We start from the raw sequence: 23,818 nt of genomic DNA, 5'->3' as shown, positions 1-23,818 counted from the left end.
GGAGGGCCGGCCTGTCAGGGCGATAGCGGCCCCCCCGAACCCGGGGCACACCCGCCGCCGGCCGTGCCGGCGCCGCCCCCCCCCCCCCCCCCCCCCCCCCCCCCCCGCGCCCTCCCGCACCGGCGGGCCCGTCGCGGGAGGGGTCAGCGGACGACGCGGACCTCGGCGGTGTGCTCGCGCGCGTTCGCGTGGCGCAGGGTGACCGTCGCGGGGCCCATGACGGTCTCGGTGCCCTCGGTGAGCGTCTTGGTCTCGTCGCCGAGTCGGACCTCGGCCGTGGTGTCGGTGATCCGGCCGACGGTCAGTCTGAGGGTCCTGTCGCCGCCGAAGACCTCGGCGCTGTACGTGGAGTCGGCGTTCTCGGTGCGGACGGCGACCTCGCAGCTGTTGTCGTCGAGGCAGAGCGCGACGCCGCCCTTGCAGGCGGTGAGACCGGCGCCGAGCAGCAGCACGGCGCCGGCCGCGAGGGCGGCCGAACGGGCGGCCGGCCGGCGGCGGGACGGCGGAGAGGTCGGACGGTGCTCCTGGTGCGTGGCGGTGGGCGCGCTGGTCATGGCTCCGACGGTAGGCCCGCGGCGGGCGCCGGTCGTCGGCCGGCGGCGGTACCCGGCCCCTGGCCCGCCCCGGAGGCGCCGGACCCCCGGCCGCCCGCACCCCCGAGGGGAAACCCCTAGGGGTTGACGGGAGTTGGTGCGAACGGGAGCGAAGCGCCGATACCGGCGACGACGATCGCCAGGCCGCGTTCGAAGCGCTGCTCGAAGTCGCCGAAGAGCTCCCGGCTCGCCGCGGCGGCGAGGGCGTGCTCGGGTTCGATGCCGGCGGCCCGCCGCTCCGGGTCGTAGCCGGGCGCCCGCTCCCCCGGCACCGGGTGGACGGCCTGCTCCTCGATCACGAAGCCGACGGTGAACGCGTACGCGGTGGTGAAGGCCAGGACGGCGTCGCCGAGTTCGAAGCCCGCCCGGTCGAACACGGCGAGCAGCGCGTGCTGCTGCCCGGAGTGGCCCGCGTCGGTCAGCCGGGTGCCGCTGAAGACCTTGGCGCCGTCCCGGTAGCCGAGCAGCGCGGCGCGCAGGGCGCGGCAGGTGCCGATGACGGCCTCCCGCCAGTCGTCGGGAAGGGCGGGCGCCCCGGCGGACATCCGGCGGAGCATCTCGGTGGCCATCTCGTCGAGCAGCGCCTGCTTGTTGGCGAAGTGCCAGTACAGGGCGGGGGCCTTGACGTCCAGCTCGGTGGCGATCCGGCGCAGGGTGAGCCCGTCCAGCCCGGTCTCGTCGAGCAGGCGCAGGGCGGCGTCGACCACCTGGGCGCGGTCCAGCTTCGGCGGCATGCCGCACTTCCCTCCGGGTGGCTGCTGTCGTTCCGGCATTGACAATTTAACACCGTTAAGTCGATGCTTCTGGACGTCCGCCGCTTAACGACGTTAAGGAGAGTGTGCGATGGCGCACGCCCAGAACCGGAACGAGACCGACGTCCTGATCGTCGGCGCCGGGCCGACCGGCCTGACCCTCGCCTGCGACCTGGCCCGGCGCGGGGTGTCCGCGCTGCTGGTCGAGCAGGCCCCGGCGCTGTTCCCCGGCTCGCGCGGCAAGGGCCTCCAGCCCCGCACCCAGGAGGTCTTCGAGGACCTCGGGCTGCTCGCCGCCGTGCACGCCGCCGGCCGCCCCTACCCGCGCATGGTGAACTGGGAGGACGGTGAGCGGCAGGGCGAGTGGGACCTCGTCGGGCGCGCCGAGCCGGACCCGACCGTGCCGTTCCCGGCGGTCTGGATGATCCCGCAGTGGCGCACCCAGGAACTGCTCTACGAGCGGCTGCGCGAACTCGGCGGCGAGGTCGCCTTCGGCACCGCGCTGAGCGCTCTGGAGCAGCACCCCGACCGGGTCGAGGCCCGGCTGACCGGCCCCGACGGCACCGGGCGCACAGTCGCCGCCCGCTACCTGGTCGCCGCCGACGGCGGCCGCTCCACCGTCCGCGGGGCGGTCGGCATCCCGATGGCGGGCGAGCGGGTCGACCCGCATCCCGCCCTGGTCGCCGACGTCGAGATCGACGGCCTGGACCGCGAGAACTGGCACGTCTGGCCGAAGGCGCCCGGCGGCCCGCTGCTGCTCTGCCCGCTGCCGGGCACCACCGCCTTCCAGCTGTTCGCCCGATTCGACGCGGCGGACGGCGGTGCCCCCGGCGCGAGCGGCCCGGCGGAGCCCGACACCTCGGCGGAGGGCGTCCGGCGGACCGTCGCCGCCCGCACCCACCTGCCGGAGTCCGCCGTCGGCGCCGTCCACTGGGCGTCCGGCTTCCGACCGCGGGCGGCCCTCGCCGAGCGGTTCCGGGAGGGCCGGGTCTTCCTGGCCGGCGACGCGGCCCACATCCACTCCCCGGCCGGCGGCCAGGGCCTCAACACCAGCGTCCAGGACGCGTACAACCTGGGCTGGAAGCTCGGCCAGGTGCTGCGGCACGGCGCCGACGAGGCGCTGCTGGACAGCTACGAGCAGGAGCGGCTGCCGATCGCCGCCGAGGTCCTGGAGATCTCCACCCGGCTGCACCGCGCGGGCGGGGTCCGGGCCGGCGGGCTGCGGCGCGGCCCGCGCACCGAGCAGCTCGGTCTCGGCTACGAGGACGGCCCGCTGACCGTGGAGGCGCGCCCCGGCCTGCCCGAGGACGCGCTACGGGCCGGCGAGCGCGCCCCCGACGCCCCGCTGGACGGCGCCGGGCTGGACGGCGCACCGGCGGGCGCCCTGGCCGGACGCCGGCTCTTCGAGCTGCTGCGCGGCCCGCACTTCACCGTGCTCGCGATCGGCCGCGCCCTGCCGCGGCTGCCCGCCGGGGTGCGCGGACACCGCGTCGACGGCGGCGTCGCGGAGCAGGCGTACGGGCCGGGCCTGTTCGTCGTCCGGCCGGACGGCTACCTGGGCCTGGCCACCCACGACCCGGCCGACCTGCCGGGGTACCTGGCCCGCTTCGGCCTGCGCTGAAGGCGCCGAGCGCTCCGGGTGCACCGGGTGCACCGGGTGCACCCGATGTGCCGGGTGCACCGGGTGTGCCGAACCCGCACTGCCGGGCATACGCCACAGGCACCTGCCACGCGCGTAGATCAACGCCCGCGAAAAACCCCGCCGCTCACTCGCCCGTCACCTCCCACGCGCCGGGCGCGCCCCACAGCGGCGCCGTGCACCGCTGGTAGGTCGCCTGCCAGTGCGGCCAGTGCCGGGCCACCAGGTCGTCGCAGTCCGCGAGCAGCCGCTCGACCACCGGCGGCTCGACGCCGTCCAGCAGCCAGGCGAGCGCGTCCGGGCTGCCCGGGCCCTCGGCCGAGTGCAGCACGTCCAGCAGCTCGGGCAGGCTGCCGACCCGCGAGTTGTCCGCGAAGACCCGCTCCATCCGCGGCAGCAGCTGGCGCTCCTCGATCCGCAGGTGGGTCTCCAGCCGGGCCGCCAGGTCCTCGATGGCGTAGGCCACCGGCCAGACCGAGCCGGTGTCCCGGCTGGCGATCCGGACCAGGGTGGTGACCCGGGTGAACGAGTGGTCGAGGTTGTGGTGGTCCGCCTCCAACCAGTTCAGCAGCAGCCGCAGCTCGGGCGCGAACCGGCGCACGATCGGCCAGATCCGGGTGTCCTGCTGCTCGTGGTGGCAGGTCAGCATGGCGGTGACGAAGGTCCAGTGCCGCAGCAGCGCGGCGCCCTTCTCGTCCTCGCCGGGCTGCAGCAGGCGCAGCGCGTTGGGCAGTCTGGCGAGGTCCCGGCGGAGCGCGGAGTGCACCAGCCGAAGTCCGGCGAAGCGGACGTCCTGCGGTTCCTCGTCGGCGATGTGCTCGTGCACGGGCCCGCCCTGGGCGGGCACGGCCGGGGAGACCGGGGACGCTACGGGCAGCAGGTGGAGGGGCATGGCACTCTTTTCACGCTCGGACAAGGGCTTGGCTCGGCCTGGCACACCAGGCGGGATGGCGCTCCCACCACAGTGATGAGAGGACATCAGAGGCGAATCAATGTCCGATTGACGTGCAGCTCAGCGGCTGTTCGACCGGTCCTGGCGGACGCGTCGGCGAACGCGGCGCAACATTCCGCCGCACTCGTCCCGTGTATCAGGACGAGGGTGCGCCACACTCCGCACCGGGAAGCCGACGAGGAACAGCGAGGCCGGATGTCACCGGATCAGGAGCGGACGTTCGACGAGTTCGTCGCGGGCCGGTACGCCGCGCTGCGCCGCACCGGGTATCTGCTCTGCGGCGACTGGCACCTCGCCGAGGACCTCGTGCAGACCACGCTGGTGAAGCTCTACGCCCGCTGGCCGCGGCTGCGCGAGCCGGAGGCGGCGTACGGCTACGCCCGGACGACGCTGGTCCGCGCCTACATCGACATCCGGCGGCGGCGGGGCTCCCAGGAGGTGACCGCACCGGATCTGGCCGCCCTCCTGGAGGACGGCCGCGGCGGCGGGCGGCGCACCGGGCCGCAGGCCGACCCGGAGCGGCGGCTGGCACTGCTCGCGGCGCTGGCCCAGGTCAGCCCGGCCTACCGGGCTGTGCTGGTGCTGCGGTTCTGGGAGGACCAGTCGATCGAGTCGACGGCGGCCGCGCTGCGGCAGAGCACCGGCGCGGTGAAGTCCGCGACCAACCGGGGCCTGTCCCAACTGCGGACGATCCTCGGCGACTCGGTGCACGAGATCGCCGCGGGCTGACCGATCACCACGGGCTGACGAGGAGAGGGAGGGCCATGGGCCAGGAGGACCGGGAGGACCGGGAGTTCGGCGCCGAGCAGATGGGCGCGCTGTTCCGCACGGTGTTGGACCAGCGGGAGCCCGCCGTGCCGCCGGTGGGTCCGCAGGTGAGGCGGGCCGGTGCCCGGCTGCGGCTGCGGCGGCGCCTGCTGACCGTGACGGCGGCGGCGGTCGCGGTGGCGGCGGTCGCCACCGCCGGCGTCGCGGTGACCGGCCGCTCCGGGCCCACCGCCCCGGTCGCGGCCCCGACGACAGCCCCGACGACAGCCCCGATGCCGACCCCGACCACCGATCCGACCCCGTCCGCAGCCGCCACCCCGAGCGCGACCGACACCCCGGTCGCCCCGAACAGCGCGGACCCGGTGGCCGCCGACTGGCAGCTCAGCGCCGCCGGCCACGCCGAGCTGCTGCGGTTCCTGCGCGACCACCCGCTGCCGGGCGTCACCGGGATCGAGGAGAACGCGAGCTCCCGCGAGTTCACGATGCACCGCGCGAACGACGGCCGGGTCAGGTTCATGCGGGAGTTCAACGGACTCGTCGGCTCCCCCGACGAACGGGAATCGCCCTGCACCGCCCAGAAGCTCCCGAACGGCGACCCGGCGGACCCCTTCGGCACCGACTGCCTCACCGTCCCGCTCCCCGACGGCGCGCTGGCCTGGGTCCTGCACCCGGCGTACCGCGACCAGCCGAAGGCGGTCTGGATCTGGCTCGTCACCGCGCAGGGCCGCAAGTTCGTCCTGAGCTTCGACTCGGCCCCCGTCGACGGGGCCTACACCCCCCTGCCGCTGGAGGCGGTACGGGGCCTCGCCGCGACGCCCGGGTTCGTCCGGGCGGTCGACGAGGGCTGGCGGGACTCGGCGGTCCGCTGAGCCCGCCCCTTCAAGGCCCTCCCGCCCCCTCCGGTCCTTCCGCCCCCTCCGGACTCAGTCGCTCTGCGGCCCGGCGAGGTTCTTGCTGAGCCACTGCAGGGTGTCCGGGATCATCTTCTTGAAGTCACTGGTCAGGTGCTTCCCGCCGGGCTGCTCCCAGTACTCGACGGTGAGCGGCGGCGCGGCCTTGGCGACCCACGCCTTGACCAGCTTCATCTCGTACGCGTTGGCGCCCCCGGCGGTGGCCAGCATCCGCACGTCGGCCTTGCCCTGGGTGACCAGCAGGTCGGGGCTGTTGGCCTGGCGCTCGCTGTCGTGGCCCTTCCAGAGCGGCGAGTCGGGGTTGAAGTAGCCGTCGATCGGGACGGCGGCCTTGAACTTGTCCGGGTGCTGGAGGGCCAGCTTGGCGCTGCAGAACGCGCCGGTGGAGGCGCCCATCAGGCCCCAGCCGTCCCGGCCCTTCACGGTGCGGAAGTTGGCGCGCACGAAGTCGGGGATGTCCTCGGCCATCCAGGTGCCCATCCTGGGCTGGCCCGGGATGTCGGCGCACTCCAGGGCCTTGGCCTCGTTGGACTCCAGGTTCTGCACCGGCATGATCATGATGAACGGGTGCGCCTTGCCCTGCTTGGCGAGGTCGGCGTCGACCTCCTGGATCGGCAGCTGGTTGTCGGTCCAGGTGTTGTAGCCGGCGCTCTGGCCGCCCGCGTACAGGGTGAGCACCGGGAAGCCGGTCTTCGCGTACTTGGGGTCGTTGTACTCCGGCGGGAGCCAGACCCACACCTTGCCGGTGACCCCGGACTTGGGGCCGGTCAGCGTGGTCATCGTGATCTGCCCGGCGGCGGTGTCCCTGGCCTTGGTGAACGCGGCCTGCGGGCCGGTGGGCATCAGCACCTTGCCCGACAGCGCGGGCGGAGCGGTGGTGACCGGCGCCGTCGTGGCCGGGGCGGCCGCGGAGGAGCTCGAACCCGCCGCCGGGGACCCGGGCGCGGAGGAGGATCCGGTGGCCGCCACCGGGGCGGTGCCGCCCTTCGCCGCGTCCCCCGACGTCCCCGCGTTCCCGCCGTCCGCGCTGCCGCAGGCCGCCAGCGCGGCGGCCAGGGTGAGGACGGTGGCGCCGGTCAGCACGGCGCGGGAACGGGAGGACTGCGGCTGCACGGTGAGGACTCTCCGACCGGTGTCGCGCCCGCTCCCACGGAGCCGGGCGGTGGCCCCCGGGTGGGGCCGGACAGGCCCGGGGCGCGACTGTGTGCGGGACCCCCGGGAGGCTGCGCGCCGCCCTCGCCGGGGGCGCGCCGTCCTGCGATCTTATGACGTGGGCGGCCGTGCCCCGGTTGCGCGTTGGCCAGCACCGATCCAATGTTTGTTCCCGATCGGGTAAAGCCCCCCGCCACCCCTGCCGACCGGCGGGGCCCCTCCCCCGCCGATCGACGGGTCCGTCCCGGAACCGTCCACCGCCCCACCCCCACCACCCCCCGATCGGGCGAGCGCACACCCCGCCGACGGAGCGCGCGCCGGGCCCCGGAAGCAGTCCGGGCACCTTGCGCCGGCGGCCGCGGATGGCCGAGTGTCGGAGTTGCGTCGCCGGATCGCGGTGCTGTCCGGTATGACCGAGTGATCACCCGCAACGCCGCCGTGTGGAGGAGCCCGCCGTGTTGGAACGCGTCGCCGTCGTCACCGGAGCCGGCAGTGGGATCGGGCGGGCCGTGGCGGTCGAGCTCGCCGTCGGGGGGTGGCGGGTGGTGCTGGCGGGGCGGCGGGAGGGGGCGTTGCGGGAGACCGCCGCGTCGATCAGCACGGGGGCGGCCGTGGTGCCCACCGATGTCACCGACGCGGCCGCCGTGGACGCGCTGTTCGGGGCCGCGGTCGAGCGCTTCGGACGGGTGGACCTGCTGTTCAACAACGCCGGGACGTTCGGGCCCGCGGCCACCGTGGACGAGCTGGACGTCGAGGCGTGGCGGGCGGTGGTCGACCTCAACCTCACCGGTGCCTTCCTCTGCGCCCGCGCCGCGTTCCGGCAGATGCGGGCCCAGCAGCCGCAGGGCGGGCGGATCATCAACAACGGGTCGATCTCCGCGCACGCCCCGCGGCCGCGCTCGGCCGCGTACACCGCCACCAAGCACGCCGTCACCGGGCTCACCAAGTCGCTGTCCCTGGACGGCCGTCCGTACCGGATCGCCTGCGGGCAGATCGACATCGGCAACGCCGCCACCGACATGACGGCCGCGATGAGCAGCGGTGTGCCGCAGGCGGACGGGCGGGTCGCGGTGGAACCGACGATGGACGTCGCCGACGTGGCGCGCACGGTGCGGCACATGGCGGAGCTGCCGCTGGAGGCCAATGTGCAGTTCGCGACGGTGATGGCGAGCGCCATGCCGTACATCGGCCGGGGATGACCCGCGACGGCGGAGGGACCCTCGTCCCGCCGGAGACGAGGGTCCCGGATCGGAGCGCGGCTACGGGCGCCAGGTGTCGTTCAGCGTCACCTTGCCCGAGGCCGGCACGGTGGCGGTCCGATTGGCGCCGGACTCCCAGGTGACCGCGCCCGAGGCGTCCTTGCGGAGGTACTTGTAGGCGAAGGCGGTGCCGGCCGGCAGTGTGACGTCCGCCTTCCAGACCGGGTAGCCGGCCGAGGAGAGCGGCAGCGCCCGGGTGGTGTCCCAGGCGCCCAGCGCGGCGTTGTCGCCGACCACGTAGATGTTCTGCCCGTAGACCGTGGTCGCGTTGACGGCGAAGGACGCCCCACCGGTCACCGCCGTGCCGCCGCCGGGCGCGCCGACGTGCAGCGCGACGGCGTCGCCCGCGCCGACGGTGGCGGTGAACCGGCCGTCCGCGCCGACCGGGTAGGACGGGCCGGCGCAGCCGCCGGGCGCCGGGTCGCCGTGCTGGACGTCGCAGTAGGAGCCGGCCGGCAGCGAGGTCTGGAAGGTCCGGGTGACCGGGCCGCTCTCCCGGTTGATCGCCACGAAGCCCCGTCAAGACCCCGCGCACGACACAGGGCCCGACGGTCGCACCCGCCGGGCCCTGCCCCTGTCTCACCTGGTTCTCGCCGGCTTCACCGGCGCCGGGTCAGCTCGTGGCGATCGAGGTGTCGTCGATCACGAAGCTGGTCTGCAGCGAGGCGTCCTCGGTGCCGTTGAACTTCAGGGTCACCGTCTGGCCCGCGTAGGCCGACAGGTCGAAGGTCCGCAGCTGGTAGCCCGCGGCCGCGTCGACGTTCGTGTAGGTCTTCAGCGTGGTGCCGTTGACCTGGACCGCCAGCTTGTCGTACGCCGTGGTGCCCGACTCACCGGTGTCGATGTGCAGGTAGAAGCTCAGCGTCGCCCTGCAGCCCGCCGGGATCGAGACCGTCTGGGACAGCGTGTCGGTGTGCGTCGAGCCGTAGCCGTTCAGCCACGCCTTCCAGCTGCCGCCGTGCGCCGCCTGCGAGGACGAGTTGTCGACCACGCCGCTGGAGGCGGTCCACGGCGCGGCCGTCCCCGTCTCGAAGCCCGCGTTGCCGAGCAGCTGCGCCGGGGTGCAGCTGCTGTTGGGGTCGGTGATCGCCCAGGTGAAGCCGGTGGTCCCGGTCTTGCCCGCCGAGTCCTTGGCCGTCACCGTGACGTTGGAGTTGCCGATGGTGGTCGGGGTGCCGCTGATCACGCCGGTGGAGGCGTTGATCGACAGGCCGGCCGGCAGGCCGGTGGCCGTGTAGGTCAGCGCGCCGGTGCCGCCGTTCGCCTTGATCGCCAGGTTCACCGCGGTACCGGCCTTGGTGCTCTGGTTGCCGGGGTTGGTGACCGTGACGCCGCCCGGGTCCGGCGGCAGGGTGCCGACGTTGACGGCGGCCCACGCGGTGCCGACCGCGATCACCTCGGGGCTGCCCGCCCCGTAGAGGTCCTTGGCGGCGTTCTCCGTCGCGGTGCGGGCCGCGGCGTAGTTGGTGGTGGAGGTCATGTACGAGGTCAGCGCCTTGTACCAGACCTGCAGGGCCTTGTCCCGGCCGATGCCGGTGAGGCTGATGTTGTTGACGGTCGGGCTGTTGTAGCTGACGCCGTTGATCACCTTGGCGCCGCTGCCCTCGGCCAGCAGGTAGAAGAAGTGGTTGGCGACGCCGGACGAGTAGTGCACGTCCAGGTTGCCGACGCCCGAGTACCAGGAGTCGGCCGAGCGGCCGTCCTTGGAGGGCTTGTCCATGTAGCGCAGCGGCGTGCCGTTGCCGTTGATGTCGATGAGCTCGCCGACCAGGTAGTCCGGGTTGTCCTTGGACAGGTTGGCGTAGAACTCGACCGCGTTGCCGAAGATGTCCGAGGTGGCCTCGTTGAGGCCGCCGGACTCGCCGGAGTAGTTGAGGTTGGCGGTGGCGGAGGTGACGCCGTGGCTCATCTCGTGGCCGGCCACGTCCAGCTCGGTCAGCGGGTGGGTGTCGCCCGAGCCGTCGCCGTAGGTCATGCAGAAGCAGCCGTCGTCCCAGAAGGCGTTGACGTAGCCGGTGTCGTAGTGGACCCGGCTGAAGGCGCCGACGCCGTCGTTGCGGATGCCGCTGCGGCCGAAGGTGTTCTTGTAGAAGTCCCAGGTGGCGGCGGCGCCGTACTGGGCGTCGACGGCGGCGGACTCGCGGTTGCTCGCCGAGCCGTTGCCCCAGGTGTCGGTGGACTTCGAGAACAGCGTGCCGTTGCCGGTGGTCCGGTTCCCCATGTCGGTGGTGTACTGGCCGCCGCGGGTGCCGTCCTTGAGCTGGTACGAGGACCCGCTCTGGGTGGTGGTCAGCGGCACGGTGCCGACGAAGACGCCGTTGCCGGTGCCGGTCTTGATGCCCTCGACCTTGCTCAGCACCGCGCCGGTGGCCGCGTCGGTGACGACGTGCAGCCGGCTCGGGGTGCCGTCCGACTCCTTGCCGGAGACGACGGTCTCCCAGGCGAGCTTCGGGGTGCCGTCGGCGGCCCAGACGACCAGGCGCGGGGCGGTGTCGAGCGCGGAGCCGGCCTCGGCGGCCAGCGCGGCCTCCTGGGCCTTCGGCGCGGCGAGCTTCGGCGTGGTGTTGACGCCGCTCAGCGCGGCCTGGCTGGCCTTGGTCACGCCCGTGGTGGCACCGGTGGCGTCCTGGTGGACGATCAGGTCGCCGCCGAGCACCGGCAGTCCGGCGTAGGTGCGCTCGTAGCGCAGGTGGCGGGCGCCGTTGGCGTCCTGGACGACGTCCTTGGTGACCAGCTTCTCCTCGCCGGTCAGGCCCAGGGTCTGGGCGATGCCGGCGGTCTGCTGGTTCGCCGAGGCGATCAGCTCGGCCCGGCTCGCCTGCTGCGCGGCAACGGCCGCCGGCGCGTCAGGGGCGGCCGCCTGCGCGATGACCGGGACACCGGTCACCAGCAGCGCGGTGGTAGCGGCCATGACAACCGCTGCCTTCCGGGCGTGGGCGTAACGGGACATGCGGACTCCTTTTCCGACCGCCGCGGGGTTCGCGGCGGTGGACAGAACCTGGCCGCGGTTGCGACTCAGTGGGGGCCCCCGCCGCCGATACGCGGCGCGGGTGCGGTTGCGGAGCAAGGTGGCAGAGCGGTGTTCCGGCAGGGACGCGCTGTTCCTCACCTCTGACAGCTGCACCGGGGGGTGGGGCCCCCACGTCTGCAGCCGGAGGAATCGTGGCAGCAAACGAGCCGTTAATGACAGATGCATGCCATGGATTGGCCGATTAGCTACCGGCCCGTACGTCCACCAGGAAGACGGCAGTGTTACGGCGGCGAGAACTTCCGAAGATCGTTTTCATTCCCGCCGAGACGGTTCGGCCACTCCCGGCGGGCACTGACCAGCGCTCAGGGCCCACCCCCGGGCCGGACGGCGGCGGACAGCGCCGGACGGGCGCGGCACGTCACCTTTCCGGCCGTGCCACCGGCGGTTTTCGGACAACTCCATACATTGAATGGAACCGAAAGGGGCGTGAAACGGTCCGACCCCGCCCCCCGCCCCCCGCCTCCGCCGCCTACCCACCCCCGATTGCGCCGTCCGGCCCTCCCCGCATGACAATGGGACGTATGTCCGTCCCACCGGTCCGCACCAGACCCGATCGCACCCCCTCCCCCGGTGGGAGCCACCCCCTCCCTCCTAAGGGGGACAGCCGGTGAAGAATCCACTTCCGGAGGATGAGCGGACGGCTACGGGACGTCTGGCAGACTTCTCGTCCATGGGGGAACCGACCGAGATCCAGGAGAACGGCGGCCGCATGCCCGACGGAGCCACCCGCGCCGCCCAGACCCGTACCGCCGCTCTGCGCGCCCGCCTCCGCGAGCAGCGCCGTTCGCCGGCGCGGCCGCGGATCTGGTTCGAGCTGGCGCTGATCGGCCTCAGCTACTGGATCTACTCGCTGGTGCGCAACGCCGTCCCCGAGCAGGAGTCGGTGGCGCAGAAGCACGCCGGCTGGATCTGGGACCTCGAACACTCGCTCGGCATCGCCGTGGAGCGCTCGATCAACCACGCGGTCGACAGCGTCGGGTGGCTGATCACCGGGATGAACTACTACTACGCGACGCTGCACTTCGTCGTGACCATCGGCGTCCTGGTCTGGCTCTACCGGTGGCACCCGGGCCGCTACGGCGCGGTGCGCACGGTGCTGTTCGTCACCACCGCGATCGCCCTGGTCGGCTTCTACTTCTTCCCCCTGGCGCCGCCCCGGCTGATGACCGACGGCGGGTTCATCGACACCGTGAAGACCCACGGCACCTGGGGCTCGATGGCCTCCGGCCCGGCCACCCACGTCTCCAACCAGTTCGCCGCGATGCCCTCGATGCACATCGGCTGGTCGACGTGGTGCGGTCTGACCATCTTCTTCCTGGCCCGCCGGACCTGGGTGCGGGTGCTCGGCCTGCTCTACCCGGTGGCCACCCTGGTGGTGATCGTCGCGACCGCCAACCACTTCTGGATGGACGCCGTCGGCGGCCTGCTCTGCCTGGCGGTGGGCTTCCTCTCCGCCCGCTGGCTCTACCACTCCTGGGTCTACCGGCTCCCGCAGGTGCCCGCCCGGGAGGAGCAGCCGTCCGAGCCGGTCATCGTCCCCGAGCAGTGGAGCGAACCCGCGGTGAGCAGCGCACGGCGCTAGCGCCCGCACGGACGAGCGGAGGGGCCCCGGTGATCCGGGGCCCCTCCGCCGTTCCCGGGTTCCGCTACCCGTAGAACAGCCGCTCCACCACCGACCGGGCCCGCCGGGTGGTGCGCCGGTAGTCGTCCACCAGTTCGCCGCTGTGCCCGGCCCCGTACCCCAGGTAGCGGGCCACCCCCGCCAGCTCCCGGGCGTCCGCCGGGAAGGAGTCGCCCGCCCGGCCGCGCACCAGCATCACCGCCGAGCGCACTCGGGAGGCCAGCACCCAGGCCCCGTCCAGCACCTCGGCGTCCTCCGCCCCGACCAGCCCGGCCTCGGCCGCCGCCGCCAGCGCCGCCCTGGTCCGGGTGGTGCGCAGCCCCGGCAGCTCGTGGCCGTGCTGGAGCTGGAGCAGCTGGACGGTCCACTCGACGTCCGCCAGGCCGCCCCGGCCGATCTTGGTGTGGGTGGTCGGGTCGGCGCCGCGCGGCAGCCGTTCGGCCTCGATCCGCGCCTTGATCCGGCGGATCTCCAGCAGGTCCCGCTCGGGCACCCCGGCGCCCGGGTAGCGCAGCGGGTCGACGAGCTGCCGGAACCGCTCCCCCAGCTCCGGGTCGCCCGCCACCGGCTCGGCCCGCAGCAGCGCCTGGCTCTCCCAGGCGTGCGACCAGCGCCGGTAGTACGCCGCGTACGAGGCGAGCGAGCGCACCAGCGGGCCGTTGCGCCCCTCCGGCCGCAGGTCGGCGTCCACCTCCAGCGGGGGCTCGGTGGACGGCGCGGCCAGCAGGGCGCGCAGTTCCAGGCAGACCGCCTGGGCGGCCCGCGCGGCGTCCTCCTCCAGCGAGCCGAGCAGCGGCTCGTGGACGAAGAGCACGTCCGCGTCCGAGCCGTAGCCCAGCTCGTGCCCGCCGAACCGGCCCATCGCGATCACCGCGATCCTGGTCGGCAGCGCGCCGTTGCGTTCCTCCCAGCCGGCCACGCAGGCCCGCAGCGCGCCCTGCAGAGTGGCGGCGTTCAGCGCGGTGAGCGCCTCGCCGGCCGTCTCCAGCGCCTCGGCCGGGTCCTCGCCGAGCCGGCCGAGCACATCGGCGGCGGAGGTGCGGAACAACTCGCGGCGGCGCACCGACCGGACGGCGGCCACCGCGGCGGCGGTGGAGTCGGCCCGGCCGACGGCGGCCAGCACCTCCCGCTCCACGGCGGCCCGCCCGCGCGGCACCAGGCCCTGCGGGTCGCCGAGCACCGCGACCGCCTCGGGCGCGCGCAGCAGCAGGTCGGGGGCGAGCCGGCCGGCCGACAGCACCCGGGCCAGCTGTTCGGCGGCGGCGCTCTCGTCCCGCAGCAGCCGCAGGTACCAGGGAGTGCGGCCGAGCGCGTCGGAGACCTGGCGGAAGTTGAGCAGCCCGGCGTCCGGGTCGGCGGAGTCGGCGAACCAGCCGAGCAGCACCGGCAGCAGGGTGCGCTGGATGGCCGCCTTGCGGCTGACCCCGGAGGCGAGCGCGGTCAGGTGGCGCAGCGCGGCGGCCGGATCGGCGTAGCCGAGCGCCTCCAGCCGGGCCCGGGCGGCGTCCGGTCGCAGGCCGGCCGCGCCGGGCGGCAGTTCGGCGACGGCGTCCAGCAGCGGCCGGTAGAACAGCTTCTCGTGCAGCCGGCGCACCTCGACCGCGTGCCGCCGCCACTCCCGCTGGAGGGCGGCGACCGGATCGGCCCTGGTGTCGTCGTTGATCAGCGGGGCGAGCGAGCGGGCGAGCCGGCGCAGGTCCTCCTCGCCGGTGGGCATCAGATGGGTGCGGCGCAGCCGGTGCAGCTGGATCCGGTGCTCCAGCGAGCGCAGGAACCGGTAGGCGGTGTCCAGCGAGGCGGCGTCGGCACGGCCCACGTAGCCGCCGCGGGAGAGCGCGGCCAGCGCCTCCAGGGTGTTGCCGCTGCGCAGCGCCTCGTCGGTGCGGCCGTGCACCAGCTGGAGCAGCTGGACGGAGAACTCGACGTCGCGCAGCCCGCCGGGGCCCAGCTTGAGCTGGCGGTCCAGCTCGGTGGCGGGGATCGAGTCGACCACCCGGCGGCGCATCTGCTGCACGTCCGCGACGAAGTTCTCCCGGGCGGCGGCCTGCCAGACCATCGGCGCCAGCGCGGCGGTGTACGCCTCGCCGAGCTCCTGGTCGCCGGCCACCGGGCGGGCCTTGAGCAGCGCCTGGAACTCCCAGGTCTTGGCCCAGCGCTGGTAGTACGCCAGGTGGCTGGCCAGGGTGCGGACCAGCGGGCCGTTGCGGCCCTCGGGGCGCAGGTTGGCGTCGACCGGCCAGATGGTGCCCTCGCCGGTGGTGTCGGCGCACAGCCGGGTGAGTGCGGCGGCCAGCCGGGTGGCGGCCCGGACCGCCTCCTGCTCGTCGACGCCCTCGCGCGGCTCGGCCACGTAGATGACGTCCACGTCGGAGACGTAGTTGAGCTCGCGCCCGCCGCACTTGCCCATGCCGATGACGGCGAGCCGGCAGGCCGCGGCGGCGGCCGGGTCCTGGGCGGCGGCCAGGTCGAGGGCGGTCTGCAGGGTGGCGCCGGCCAGGTCGGCGAGTTCGGCGGCGGTCTGGGCGAGGTCGGTGGTGCCGGTGAGGTCGCGGGCGGCGACGGCGAGCAGGCAGCGGCGGTAGGCGACGCGCAGCGCGTCGGCCGGGCGGCCGTCCGGGTCGGCGGCCGCGGCGGCGACGGCCTCGGCGAGCGCGCGGCGGAAGTCCTCCGGGCCGGGGTGCATGTCGCGCAGCTCGAAGGTGACCAGGACGTGCCAGTCGTGCGGGTGCCGGGCCAGGTGGTCGGCGAGCGCGGTGGAGGCGCCGAGCACGCCCAGCAGCCGGTCGCGCAGCGGCTTGGAGGTGGTGAGGGTGTCCCGCAGGGTCTGCCGGTCGACCGGATCGGCGGCCTCCAGCAGCCGGGACAGGCCGAGCAGCGCGAGGTCGGGATCGGCGGTGGCGGCGAGCGCGTCCAGCAGCACCGGGTCCGCGGCCAGGCCCTCCAGCGCCGGTTCGGCGAGCAGCCGCAGCGCCCGCGCCGGGTCGGTGAACCCGCGCCGCACCAGTCTGATCTCCGGCCGGCTCACCCGGCTGCCGGCCCGCTGTTCCTCCACCGCCATCGCCCCTCCGTCCGTCCGCCCCAGCAGGCTACGCGCTGTTGCGCGTCCGGTCCGTGACCCCGCGCCCGCCGCACTCGTTCACCCGGCGTCGCCCCCCTCTCCGCCCGCCCCTCCCGGCCCCCTCCGGCCCCTCCCCCGCCCTTCCGCCCCCTCCCGATCCGGAGCGCCCGATGCCCAGCCGTCTGCCCTCGCTCACCGGGCTGCGCTTCTGGGCCGCGCTGCTGGTGGTGCTCTACCACCTGTCGCGCAAGCTCGGCGAGCTGCCGGTGCTCGGACCGCTCGCCTGGTACGGCCGCTCCGGCGTCACCTTCTTCTTCGTCCTCTCCGGCTTCGTCCTCGCCTGGACGTACGAGGCCTCGCCCGCCCCCGCCCGGTCCTTCCTCCGCCGCCGGTTCGCCCGGATCTGGCCGCTGCACGCGCTGGCCACCGCGCTCTCCCTGGGCGCGGACGCCGCGATCGGCCGGGCCGTCCTCCCGGTCGCCGCGCTCTGCTCGCTGCCGCTGCTGCACACCTGGGCGCCCGGGACGGTCCTCGGTGGCAATCCGGCGTCCTGGTCGCTGGGCGCCGAGGCCTGGTTCTACCTGCTGTTCCCGCTGCTGCTGCGGGTGCTGGCACCGCGCCGCCGCAGCTGGCTGCCGGTGGCGGCCGGGTGCGCGGCGCTGGGACCGGCGCTCTGGGCGGCGGGCGCGCTGCTGCCGGCCGACCCGGCGCTGCGCGGCTGGCTGCTGGACTACCTGCCGCTGACCCGCACCCCGCAGTTCGTGCTCGGGGTGGCCACCGGGCTGGCGGTCCGGCACGGCCTGCTCCCCCGGGTGCCGCTGGCGGCGGCCGCGGCGGCGGCGGCCGGCTGGCACGTCCTGCTGGTGCCCTGGCACGCGGCCGTGCCCGACACCCTGTGGTGGGGCCCTTACAGCGCCGCCCAGCTCGTCCCGGCGCCGCTGTTCGCCGCCCTGCTGGCCGCCGCGGCCCGGCGCGACCTCGGGCCGCGCGGCGGGCCGCGGCTGCTGGCGGGGCGGACGGCGGTGCGCCTCGGCGAGTGGTCCTACGCCTGGTACCTGGTGCACGAGATCGGCATCCGCTGCTGGCTGTGGACGCTCGGGCGGCCGTCCGGGACGGCGGCGCTGCTCGCCGTCGACCTGCTGCTCGGCGCCGCGACCCTGGCCGCGGCGGGCGCGCTCCACCGGTGGGTCGAGCGCCCCTGCGAGCGGCTGCTGCGCGGAACGCCGCTGCCGCACCCCCGGGTCCGGGTGGTGCGGCAGCGGCGTTCGCCGGTGGCGGCGGATCAGCCCTCCAGGGAGCCGTCCAGGTTCACGTAGGCGTAGAAGACGCCGAGGTCGTAGCCGTCCTTGTCGGTGTCGAACTTGATGGTGAGGCTGGTGTCGCCGTTGCGCAGGAACGGCGAGATGTCCCAACGGTTGGAGTCGTACCCGAAGTTGTTGCGGTTGTACGGGTTGCGGACGAACTGGTCGGCCGGGGTCAGCTCCTCGATGGTGGAGTTGAACGCGTCGTCCGACGGGTGGTTGGGGTCCGAGAAGACCGCCTCGGGCCCGTTGGTGGACTTCAACGCCAGGGTGTCGCCGGTCCACTTCAGGTCGCCGTCGTAGACCACGAAGCCCAGCTTGCCCGCGACCTGCCCGGTGGCCGGGGTCTGCAGCCCGGTGAGGTCGAACTCCCGCGGCGGGCTGTCCGGCAGCTCCACCCGGAAGCCGTCCCACAGGTGCACGTGGCGCAGCGGCTTGCACTCGTTCTCGTAGGCGACGACGATCGACCAGCCGCCCCAGCTGTGCGGCTTCACCACCGAGTCCATGTTGGCCACGGTGTAGGTGCCGTTGCCGGACCTCTTGACCAGGTCGGTGATGTCGGCGGAGGCCTGGTAGCTGCTCTCCTCGGTGGTGGTGATGTAGCCGATGGACGGCTGGTCGTTCTCGATGTTCCGGTACTCGCCCTCGCCCGGGACCTTCAGGTAGACCTCGTCGATCTGGTTCTCCGGCAGCACGGTGTCGCCGATGCCCCGGGTGCCGCCCCAGTACAGCCGGGCGTACTTGACCTTGGAGCCCTCGATCAGCCCGAGGTCGGCCGAGCTGGCCGAGTAGATCTCGTCGCCGAGCGGACCGATGCTGCCCGGGTCGATGTTGATGTACTTCATCTGGTAGTTGTTGTTGATCGGCCGGCTGCCCTGGCCCTTGCGGGCGTCCACGCACGCCGGCTGCGCCGGGTCGACCGGCGGCTGGGTCTCGTCGCAGGTCATCAGGGAGTTGCTGATCCGGGTGATGGACCCGTGGAAGTCGCCCTCGAAGCGCGTGGTGAACGGCAGCTGGTTCTCTTCGAGGGTGGCGGCGTTGCGCTGCAGCGGCCCCTTGGGGCCCGAGCCCCGGGCGTCCGCGAGCGGGGCGGAGAGCAGCTGCCCCGCGATGGCGACGACGGCCACGCCCGTGATCCCGATCCGGCGGGCGAGCAGGCGGGTGGTGGCGGCGCGGCTGACGGTGGAGGAGGGCATGAGGTCCTCTCAGGGGGAGGGGGATCGATCGCGCTTATCGGATCACAACGCAACGTCACAATCCCCTCACATACAGCCATCGGTGAGCGCGCCAACCCAAACGGCGGGCCCGCCGTCATCCATTGGGACGACGGCGGGCCCGACCGCACTTGACGGTCCACCAGCCCCCGGCGGCGGCTACAGCACCTGGAGGTTCTTCCGCAACTCGAAGGGCGTGACCTCGGAGCGGTACTCCTCCCACTCCTGCTTCTTGTTGCGCAGGAAGAAGTCGAAGACGTGCTCGCCGAGGGTCTCCGCGACGAGTTCGCTGCGCTGCATCAGGTCGATGGCCTCGCCGAGGTTCTGCGGCATCGGCTGGATGCCGAGGGCGCGGCGCTCGGCGTCGGTGAGGGCCCAGACGTCGTCGTCGGCGCCGGGCGGGAGCTCGTAGCCCTCCTCGATGCCCTTGAGGCCGGCGGCCAGGGTCACGGCGTAGGCCAGGTAGGGGTTGCAGCCGGTGTCGAGGGAGCGGACCTCGACCCGGGTGGAGCCCTGCTTGCCCGGCTTGTACATCGGGACGCGGATCAGCGCGGAGCGGTTGTTGTGGCCCCAGCAGATGTAGGACGGGGCCTCGCCGCCGGCGCCGGCGGTGCGCTGGGAACCGCCCCAGATCCGCTTGTAGGAGTTCACCCACTGGTTGGTGACGGCGGCGGTCTCGGCGGCGTGGCGCAGCAGGCCGGCGATGAAGGAGCGGCCGACCTTGGAGAGCTGGTACTCGGCGCCGGACTCGTGGAAGGCGTTGCGGTCGCCCTCGAACAGCGAGAGGTGGGTGTGCATGCCCGAGCCGGGGTGGTCGGAGAAGGGCTTGGGCATGAAGCTGGCGTAGACGCCCTGCTCCAGCGCGACCTCCTTCATCACCAGCCGGAAGGTCATGATGTTGTCCGCCGTGGACAGCGCGTCGGCGTACCGCAGGTCGATCTCCTGCTGGCCGGGGGCGCCCTCGTGGTGGGAGAACTCCACCGAGATGCCCATCGACTCCAGCATGGTGATCGCCTGGCGGCGGAAGTCGTGGCCCACCCCGCGCGGGGTGTGGTCGAAGTAGCCGGACTGGTCGGCGGGGATCGGGGCGGTGCCGTCGCCGGGCAGGTTCTTCAGCAGGAAGAACTCGATCTCGGGGTGGGTGTAGAAGGTGAAGCCCTGCGCGGAGGCCTTCTCCAGGGTGCGCTTCAGCACGAACCGCGGGTCGGCGTACGAGGGCGAGCCGTCCGGCATCAGGATGTCGCAGAACATCCGGGCGGTGCCCGGGGTCTCCGAGCGCCACGGCAGGATCTGGAAGGTGGTCGGGTCAGGCTTGGCGATCATGTCGGACTCGTAGACCCGGGCGAACCCCTCGATCGCCGAGCCGTCGAAGCCGATGCCCTCCTCGAAGGCCTGCTCCAGCTCGGCCGGCGCCACCGCGACCGACTTCAGGAACCCCAGGACATCGGTGAACCACAGCCGGACGAACCGGATGTCACGCTCTTCGAGCGTCCGAAGCACGAACTCCTGCTGCTTGCCCATGGGGACAGTCTCACCTCTGCTCTTTACGCCCGTGTTACGTCCGGAATCCGCCCGGAGACGGCTGTCCCCATCATGGCGGATCACCGGCTCCGAGGGCAGCGGCGACCCCGGCCGAGACATTGCGTCAGATCGACGATTAGACTCGGTGGCATGCCCAATCTCCGTCTCGCCCTCTGCCAGACCGACCCGTGGGTCGGTGACATCGCACGCAACAGCGATGAGGTGGTGCACTGGACCAAGCAGGCCGTCGAGGCCGGTGCCCAGCTGGTCGCGTTCCCCGAGATGGCCCTGACCGGGTACCCGGTCGAGGACCTCGCGCTGCGCCGCTCGTTCGTCGAGGCGTCGCGGGCCGGGCTGGTCGAGCTGGCCGCGCGGCTCGCCGCGGAGGGGCTCGGCGAGGTGCCCGTGGTGGTGGGGTACCTCGGACGTTCCGAGCAGGCCTCGCCGCGGTTCGGGCGGCCGGCCGGTTCGCCGCAGAACTGCGCCGCGGTGCTGTTCCGGGGCGAGGTGGCCACCCGGTTCGCCAAGCACCACCTGCCGAACTACGGCGTGTTCGACGAGTACCGCTGGTTCGTCCCCGGCGACCAGCTGCCGGTGGTCCGGCTGCACGGGGTGGACGTCGCCCTGGCGATCTGCGAGGACATCTGGCAGGACGGCGGCCGGGTCACCGCCGCCCGCGAGGCCGGGGCCGGCCTGCTGCTGGTGATCAACGGCTCGCCGTACGAGCGGAACAAGGACGACGCCCGGCTGGAGCTGGTCCGCCGCCGGTCCGCCGAGGCGGGCTGCGCGCTCGCGTACGTGAACATGGTCGGCGGCCAGGACGAGCTGGTCTTCGACGGCGACTCGATCGTGGTCGCCCCGGACGGCGAGGTGCTGGCCCGCTCGCCGCAGTTCGAGGAGCACCTGCTGGTGCTGGACCTCGACCTGCCGGCCGCCGGCAGCGACCACACCGACGGGCTGCTGCTCGCCGACGGCCTGCACCTGGTCCGCGCCGACCTGGGCGGCGAGCCCGCCCCGGCGCCCGCCGCGCCGCTGTCCGCCGAGGTCGCGCCGCGGCTGAGCGACGAGGCGGAGATCTGGTCCGCACTGGTCTCCGGCACCCGGGCGTACGCGCGCAAGAACGGCTTCCGCTCGGTGCTGATCGGCCTGTCCGGCGGCATCGACTCGGCCGTGGTGGCCGCCCTCGCGGTGGACGCGCTCGGCGCGGAGAACGTGTACTGCGTCGCGATGCCGAGCCGCTACTCCTCGCAGCACTCCCGGGACGACGCGGCCGAGCTGGCCCGCCGCACCGGGCTGAACTTCCGCACCGTGCCGATCGCCCCGATGTTCGACGCCTACATGGCGGCCACCGAGCTGACCGGCCTGGCCGAGGAGAACCTGCAGTCCCGGCTGCGCGGCACCCTGCTGATGGCGATCTCCAACCAGGAGGGGCACATCGTGCTCGCGCCCGGCAACAAGAGCGAGCTGGCGGTCGGCTACTCGACCCTGTACGGCGACTCGGTCGGCGCGTTCGGCCCGATCAAGGACGTCTACAAGTCGCTGATCTTCCGGCTGGCCCGCTGGCGCAACGAGGAGGCCGAGCGGCTCGGCGAGGTGCCGCCGATCCCGGAGAACACCATCTCCAAGCCGCCGTCCGCCGAGCTGCGGCCGGACCAGAAGGACACCGACTCGCTGCCCGACTACGACCTGCTGGACACCGTCCTCGACCTGTACGTCGAGGGCGACCAGGGCCGGGACGCGATCGTGGCGGCGGGCTTCGACCCGGCCGTGGTGGACCGGGTGGTGCGGCTGGTGGACACCGCCGAGTACAAGCGGCGGCAGTACCCGCCGGGCCCGAAGATCTCGGTCAAGGGCTTCGGCCGGGACCGCCGGCTGCCGATCACCAACCGGTGGCGCCGGGGCTGACCCGCGAGGACCGGGCAGGCCGGACAGGCCGGACAGGTCGGGCAGGCCGGGGAGGGGCGGCGGGGACCCGCGAGGGCCGAGGGCGACCGGCGGGGGCCGGGCAGGCCGGGCAGGACGCCGTCACTGGTAGCGATAGGTGGCGGCCACCGCGAGGTGGTCGCTGCCGTCCCGCTCCAGGGTCCGCGAGTCGGTCGGCTTCAGCCCGCCCTTGCTCATGATCTGGTCGATCCGGGCCATCGGGAAGGACGCCGGCCAGCTGAAGCCGAAGCCGTCCCCGGCCGCGCCCTGGGCGGAGCGCATCTGCGAGGTGATCGGCGCCAGGCTGCGGTCGTTCATGGTGCCGTTGAGGTCGCCGAGCAGCAGCACCTTCTTCACCGACTCGGCCTGGATGGCGTCGCCGAGCGCCTGGGCGCTGACGTCCCGCTGGTTGACGGTGAAGCCGCCCTCGGCCCTGAGCCGGACCGACGGCAGGTGCGCGACGTACACCGCGAGCGGGCCCTTCGGGGTGCTGACCTCGGCCCGGAACGCCCGGGTCCAGCCCATCTCGATGTCCACCACCCGGACGTCGCCGATCGGGTACTTGGACCAGAGCCCGACGGTGCCCTCCACCGCGTGGTACGGGTAGCTCTCGGCCAGCCCGGTCTCGTAGGCGCGCAGCGGCCGGCCGGCCAGCTCCTGCAGCGCGACGATCTGGGCGCCGGACTTCTCCAGCATCCGGACGGTGGACTGCGGGTCGTTGTTGGCGGCCGCCACGTTGTGGCTGACCACCGTGAAGTCGCCGGTGCCGCCGCTCTTGTCGGTGAGCAGGCCGCCGAACATGTTGACCCAGACCACCACCGGCACCAGCAGCGCGATCAGCGCGGTGGCGGAGCGGCGCAGCAGCGCGGGGACGAGCAGCACCGGCACGGCCAGGCCCACCCAGGGCAGGAAGGTCTCCAGCAGGCTGCCGAGGTTGCCGGTGCTGTTCGGCACCTCGGAGTGGAAGGCCAGCAGGGCGCCGGGGAGCAGGGCCAGGACGGCGAGCACCAGGCCGCGGCGCCAGGTGGTGGCGCCGCGGGCGTCCCGGCCCCAGCCCCGTACGCCGAGGAATCCGGGCGCGGGGCGCGGGCCGGTTCCCGGGTCGCCGGCCTCCGCCGTGGACACCCGGTCCGCCCTGTCCGCCTGCGCCATGCCGTGGCTCCCGTCCCTCGTTCGCGCCGTCCGCCGCCGTCGGCCCCGCTGCGCCGGTCCGGTGCGGGCCGCCGCCGGGTGGCGGAGGGCGCGCCGGACCGGTACGGGTTTGGTCGGTTTTCCCGGCTCAGCCTATGCCGGGACAGACGCCCGGCCGGTGGACCGGGGTTCCGGCGTGGCCCGGTTGGTGAGCCAGGCCACTGCACGCGGGGGCGCGCGGGGGAACGGGGCGGGCGGTCAGGCGGCCACGGCCCGCAGGGCCGGGCCGGCCAGGCCGCCCAGCAGCGCGTCGACCATCCGCTCGGCCAGCTCGGGGTCGTCCAGGTCGGAGTCGTCCCACAGGATGCTGCGGGCGAGGATCGGGCCGATCAGCAGGTCGCCGAGCAGTTCCTCGTCCAGGTCGGCACGCAGCTGGCCCTCGGCGATGCCCCGGCGGATGACGTCCCGGGCGGCCTCCCGGCGCGGCGCGATCACCCGTTCGCGGTAGGCCGCGTGCAGCTCGGGCCAGCTCTGCATCTGGCCGAGCGCCGCCTTGAGCACCCAGCGGGATCGCTTGGCGAGGCCGCGCAGCCGCATGTACTCGATCATCGCGACCAGGTCGCCGCGGATCGAGCCGGTGGCGGCGGGCAGCGGCTCCTCCAGTCTGCTGACCATGTCGACCAGCAGCGCCTCCTTGTTGGGCCAGCGCCGGTAGATGGTGGCCTTGCCCACGCCGGCGGCGGTGGCGATGCCCTCGATGGTCAGCTCGGACAGGCTGGTGCCGGTCGCCATCTGCTCCTCGACGGCGGCGAAGATCGCCTGCTCGGCGGCCTCGCTGCGGGGCCTGCCCCGGCGCGGGCCGGTGCAGGGCGGCGCGGCCGTCGGCTCGCTCTTCATCTCACATCTCCCGGTTGGGGCCCCGTCCGCGGGGAGGACGGGGTCGCACGCGCTCGTTGGGCCCTGTCACCGGCGGGTTCCCGGTGCCAGGGCCC

At 73.8% G+C, this 23,818-nt stretch carries 17 protein-coding genes and 1 pseudogene; 7 read left to right on the top strand and 11 right to left on the bottom strand.

Annotated features, from left to right (window positions below; all coding sequences use genetic code 11):
* Positions 1–143: 143 nt before the first annotated feature.
* Positions 144–554, bottom strand: a complete 411-nt coding sequence (locus ACFVFS_RS27530) for a hypothetical protein (RefSeq protein ID WP_380627392.1) — start codon at positions 552–554, stop codon at positions 144–146.
* A gap of 116 nt (positions 555–670) precedes the next feature.
* Entirely contained in the window at positions 671–1,327 is a 657-nt protein-coding gene (locus tag ACFVFS_RS27525) for a TetR/AcrR family transcriptional regulator C-terminal domain-containing protein (RefSeq protein WP_380627391.1), read from the bottom strand.
* A 109-nt stretch (positions 1,328–1,436) separates the two neighbouring features.
* Here ACFVFS_RS27525 and ACFVFS_RS27520 point away from each other — a divergent pair, with 109 nt between their 5' ends.
* Complete coding sequence (locus ACFVFS_RS27520; RefSeq protein ID WP_380627390.1) at positions 1,437–2,966, top strand: FAD-dependent monooxygenase; 1,530 nt, start codon at positions 1,437–1,439, stop codon at positions 2,964–2,966.
* A 145-nt stretch (positions 2,967–3,111) separates the two neighbouring features.
* Here the strand turns inward: ACFVFS_RS27520 and ACFVFS_RS27515 are convergent, their stop codons facing one another.
* Positions 3,112–3,876 carry a hemerythrin domain-containing protein gene (locus ACFVFS_RS27515; RefSeq protein ID WP_380627389.1) on the bottom strand — a complete coding sequence of 255 codons (765 nt, stop codon included), beginning with the start codon at positions 3,874–3,876 and terminating at the stop codon, positions 3,112–3,114.
* 255 nt (positions 3,877–4,131) lie between these two features.
* Here ACFVFS_RS27515 and ACFVFS_RS27510 point away from each other — a divergent pair, with 255 nt between their 5' ends.
* Complete coding sequence (locus tag ACFVFS_RS27510) at positions 4,132–4,665, top strand: sigma-70 family RNA polymerase sigma factor (RefSeq protein ID WP_380627388.1); 534 nt, start codon at positions 4,132–4,134, stop codon at positions 4,663–4,665.
* 35 nt (positions 4,666–4,700) lie between these two features.
* Positions 4,701–5,573 (top strand): hypothetical protein, encoded by an 873-nt coding sequence (locus tag ACFVFS_RS27505; protein ID WP_380627387.1) that lies wholly within the window; start codon positions 4,701–4,703, stop codon positions 5,571–5,573.
* 54 nt (positions 5,574–5,627) lie between these two features.
* Here the strand turns inward: ACFVFS_RS27505 and ACFVFS_RS27500 are convergent, their stop codons facing one another.
* Entirely contained in the window at positions 5,628–6,728 is a 1,101-nt protein-coding gene (locus ACFVFS_RS27500) for an alpha/beta hydrolase (RefSeq protein WP_380627386.1), read from the bottom strand.
* A 494-nt stretch (positions 6,729–7,222) separates the two neighbouring features.
* On the opposite strand from ACFVFS_RS27500, the gene ACFVFS_RS27495 reads away from it, so the two are divergent.
* Entirely contained in the window at positions 7,223–7,966 is a 744-nt protein-coding gene (locus ACFVFS_RS27495; protein WP_380627385.1) for an SDR family oxidoreductase, read from the top strand.
* Between the two features lie 60 nt (positions 7,967–8,026).
* Here the strand turns inward: ACFVFS_RS27495 and ACFVFS_RS27490 are convergent.
* Together ACFVFS_RS27490 and ACFVFS_RS27485 are read right to left on the bottom strand one after the other, a co-directional pair.
* A pseudogene (locus ACFVFS_RS27490) lies at positions 8,027–8,545 on the bottom strand (carbohydrate-binding module family 20 domain-containing protein); the annotation flags it as partial.
* Between the two features lie 94 nt (positions 8,546–8,639).
* Complete coding sequence (locus ACFVFS_RS27485) at positions 8,640–10,976, bottom strand: M4 family metallopeptidase (RefSeq protein WP_380627384.1); 2,337 nt, start codon at positions 10,974–10,976, stop codon at positions 8,640–8,642.
* 751 nt (positions 10,977–11,727) lie between these two features.
* Between ACFVFS_RS27485 and ACFVFS_RS27480 the strand changes: the two genes are divergently transcribed.
* Complete coding sequence (locus tag ACFVFS_RS27480; protein ID WP_380627383.1) at positions 11,728–12,639, top strand: phosphatase PAP2 family protein; 912 nt, start codon at positions 11,728–11,730, stop codon at positions 12,637–12,639.
* A 64-nt stretch (positions 12,640–12,703) separates the two neighbouring features.
* Here the strand turns inward: ACFVFS_RS27480 and ACFVFS_RS27475 are convergent, their stop codons facing one another.
* A complete protein-coding gene (locus ACFVFS_RS27475) occupies positions 12,704–15,736 on the bottom strand; it encodes a bifunctional [glutamine synthetase] adenylyltransferase/[glutamine synthetase]-adenylyl-L-tyrosine phosphorylase (RefSeq protein ID WP_380627382.1) in 3,033 nt (1,010 codons plus the stop codon).
* Between the two features lie 170 nt (positions 15,737–15,906).
* Here ACFVFS_RS27475 and ACFVFS_RS27470 point away from each other — a divergent pair, with 170 nt between their 5' ends.
* Entirely contained in the window at positions 15,907–17,052 is a 1,146-nt protein-coding gene (locus ACFVFS_RS27470; protein WP_380627381.1) for an acyltransferase family protein, read from the top strand.
* On the opposite strand, the gene ACFVFS_RS27465 is transcribed toward ACFVFS_RS27470, so the two are convergent.
* Positions 17,019–18,233 (bottom strand): hypothetical protein, encoded by a 1,215-nt coding sequence (locus ACFVFS_RS27465; protein ID WP_380627380.1) that lies wholly within the window; start codon positions 18,231–18,233, stop codon positions 17,019–17,021. The two genes, ACFVFS_RS27470 and ACFVFS_RS27465, sit on opposite strands and share 34 nt — an antisense overlap.
* A 177-nt stretch (positions 18,234–18,410) precedes the next feature.
* A complete protein-coding gene (locus tag ACFVFS_RS27460) occupies positions 18,411–19,772 on the bottom strand; it encodes a glutamine synthetase family protein (protein WP_344335853.1) in 1,362 nt (453 codons plus the stop codon).
* A 150-nt stretch (positions 19,773–19,922) separates the two neighbouring features.
* On the opposite strand from ACFVFS_RS27460, the gene ACFVFS_RS27455 reads away from it, so the two are divergent.
* Positions 19,923–21,677, top strand: a complete 1,755-nt coding sequence (locus ACFVFS_RS27455) for an NAD+ synthase (protein ID WP_380627379.1) — start codon at positions 19,923–19,925, stop codon at positions 21,675–21,677.
* 120 nt (positions 21,678–21,797) lie between these two features.
* Here ACFVFS_RS27455 and ACFVFS_RS27450 read toward each other — a convergent pair whose 3' ends face one another.
* Positions 21,798–22,847, bottom strand: coding sequence for an endonuclease/exonuclease/phosphatase family protein (locus ACFVFS_RS27450; RefSeq protein ID WP_380627378.1), 1,050 nt, complete (start codon positions 22,845–22,847; stop codon positions 21,798–21,800).
* Positions 22,848–23,084: 237 nt separating this feature from the next.
* Positions 23,085–23,723, bottom strand: coding sequence for a TetR/AcrR family transcriptional regulator (locus ACFVFS_RS27445; RefSeq protein WP_380627377.1), 639 nt, complete (start codon positions 23,721–23,723; stop codon positions 23,085–23,087).
* Between the last annotated feature and the right edge of the window lie 95 nt (positions 23,724–23,818).

Origin of the sequence: Kitasatospora sp. NPDC057692, from assembly GCF_042799475.1 — a bacterium.
Classification (GTDB): Bacteria; Actinomycetota; Actinomycetes; order Streptomycetales; family Streptomycetaceae; genus Kitasatospora.
The sequence above is the reverse complement of the archived record's forward strand: the minus strand, read 5'-3'. Positions and strand labels throughout refer to the sequence as shown.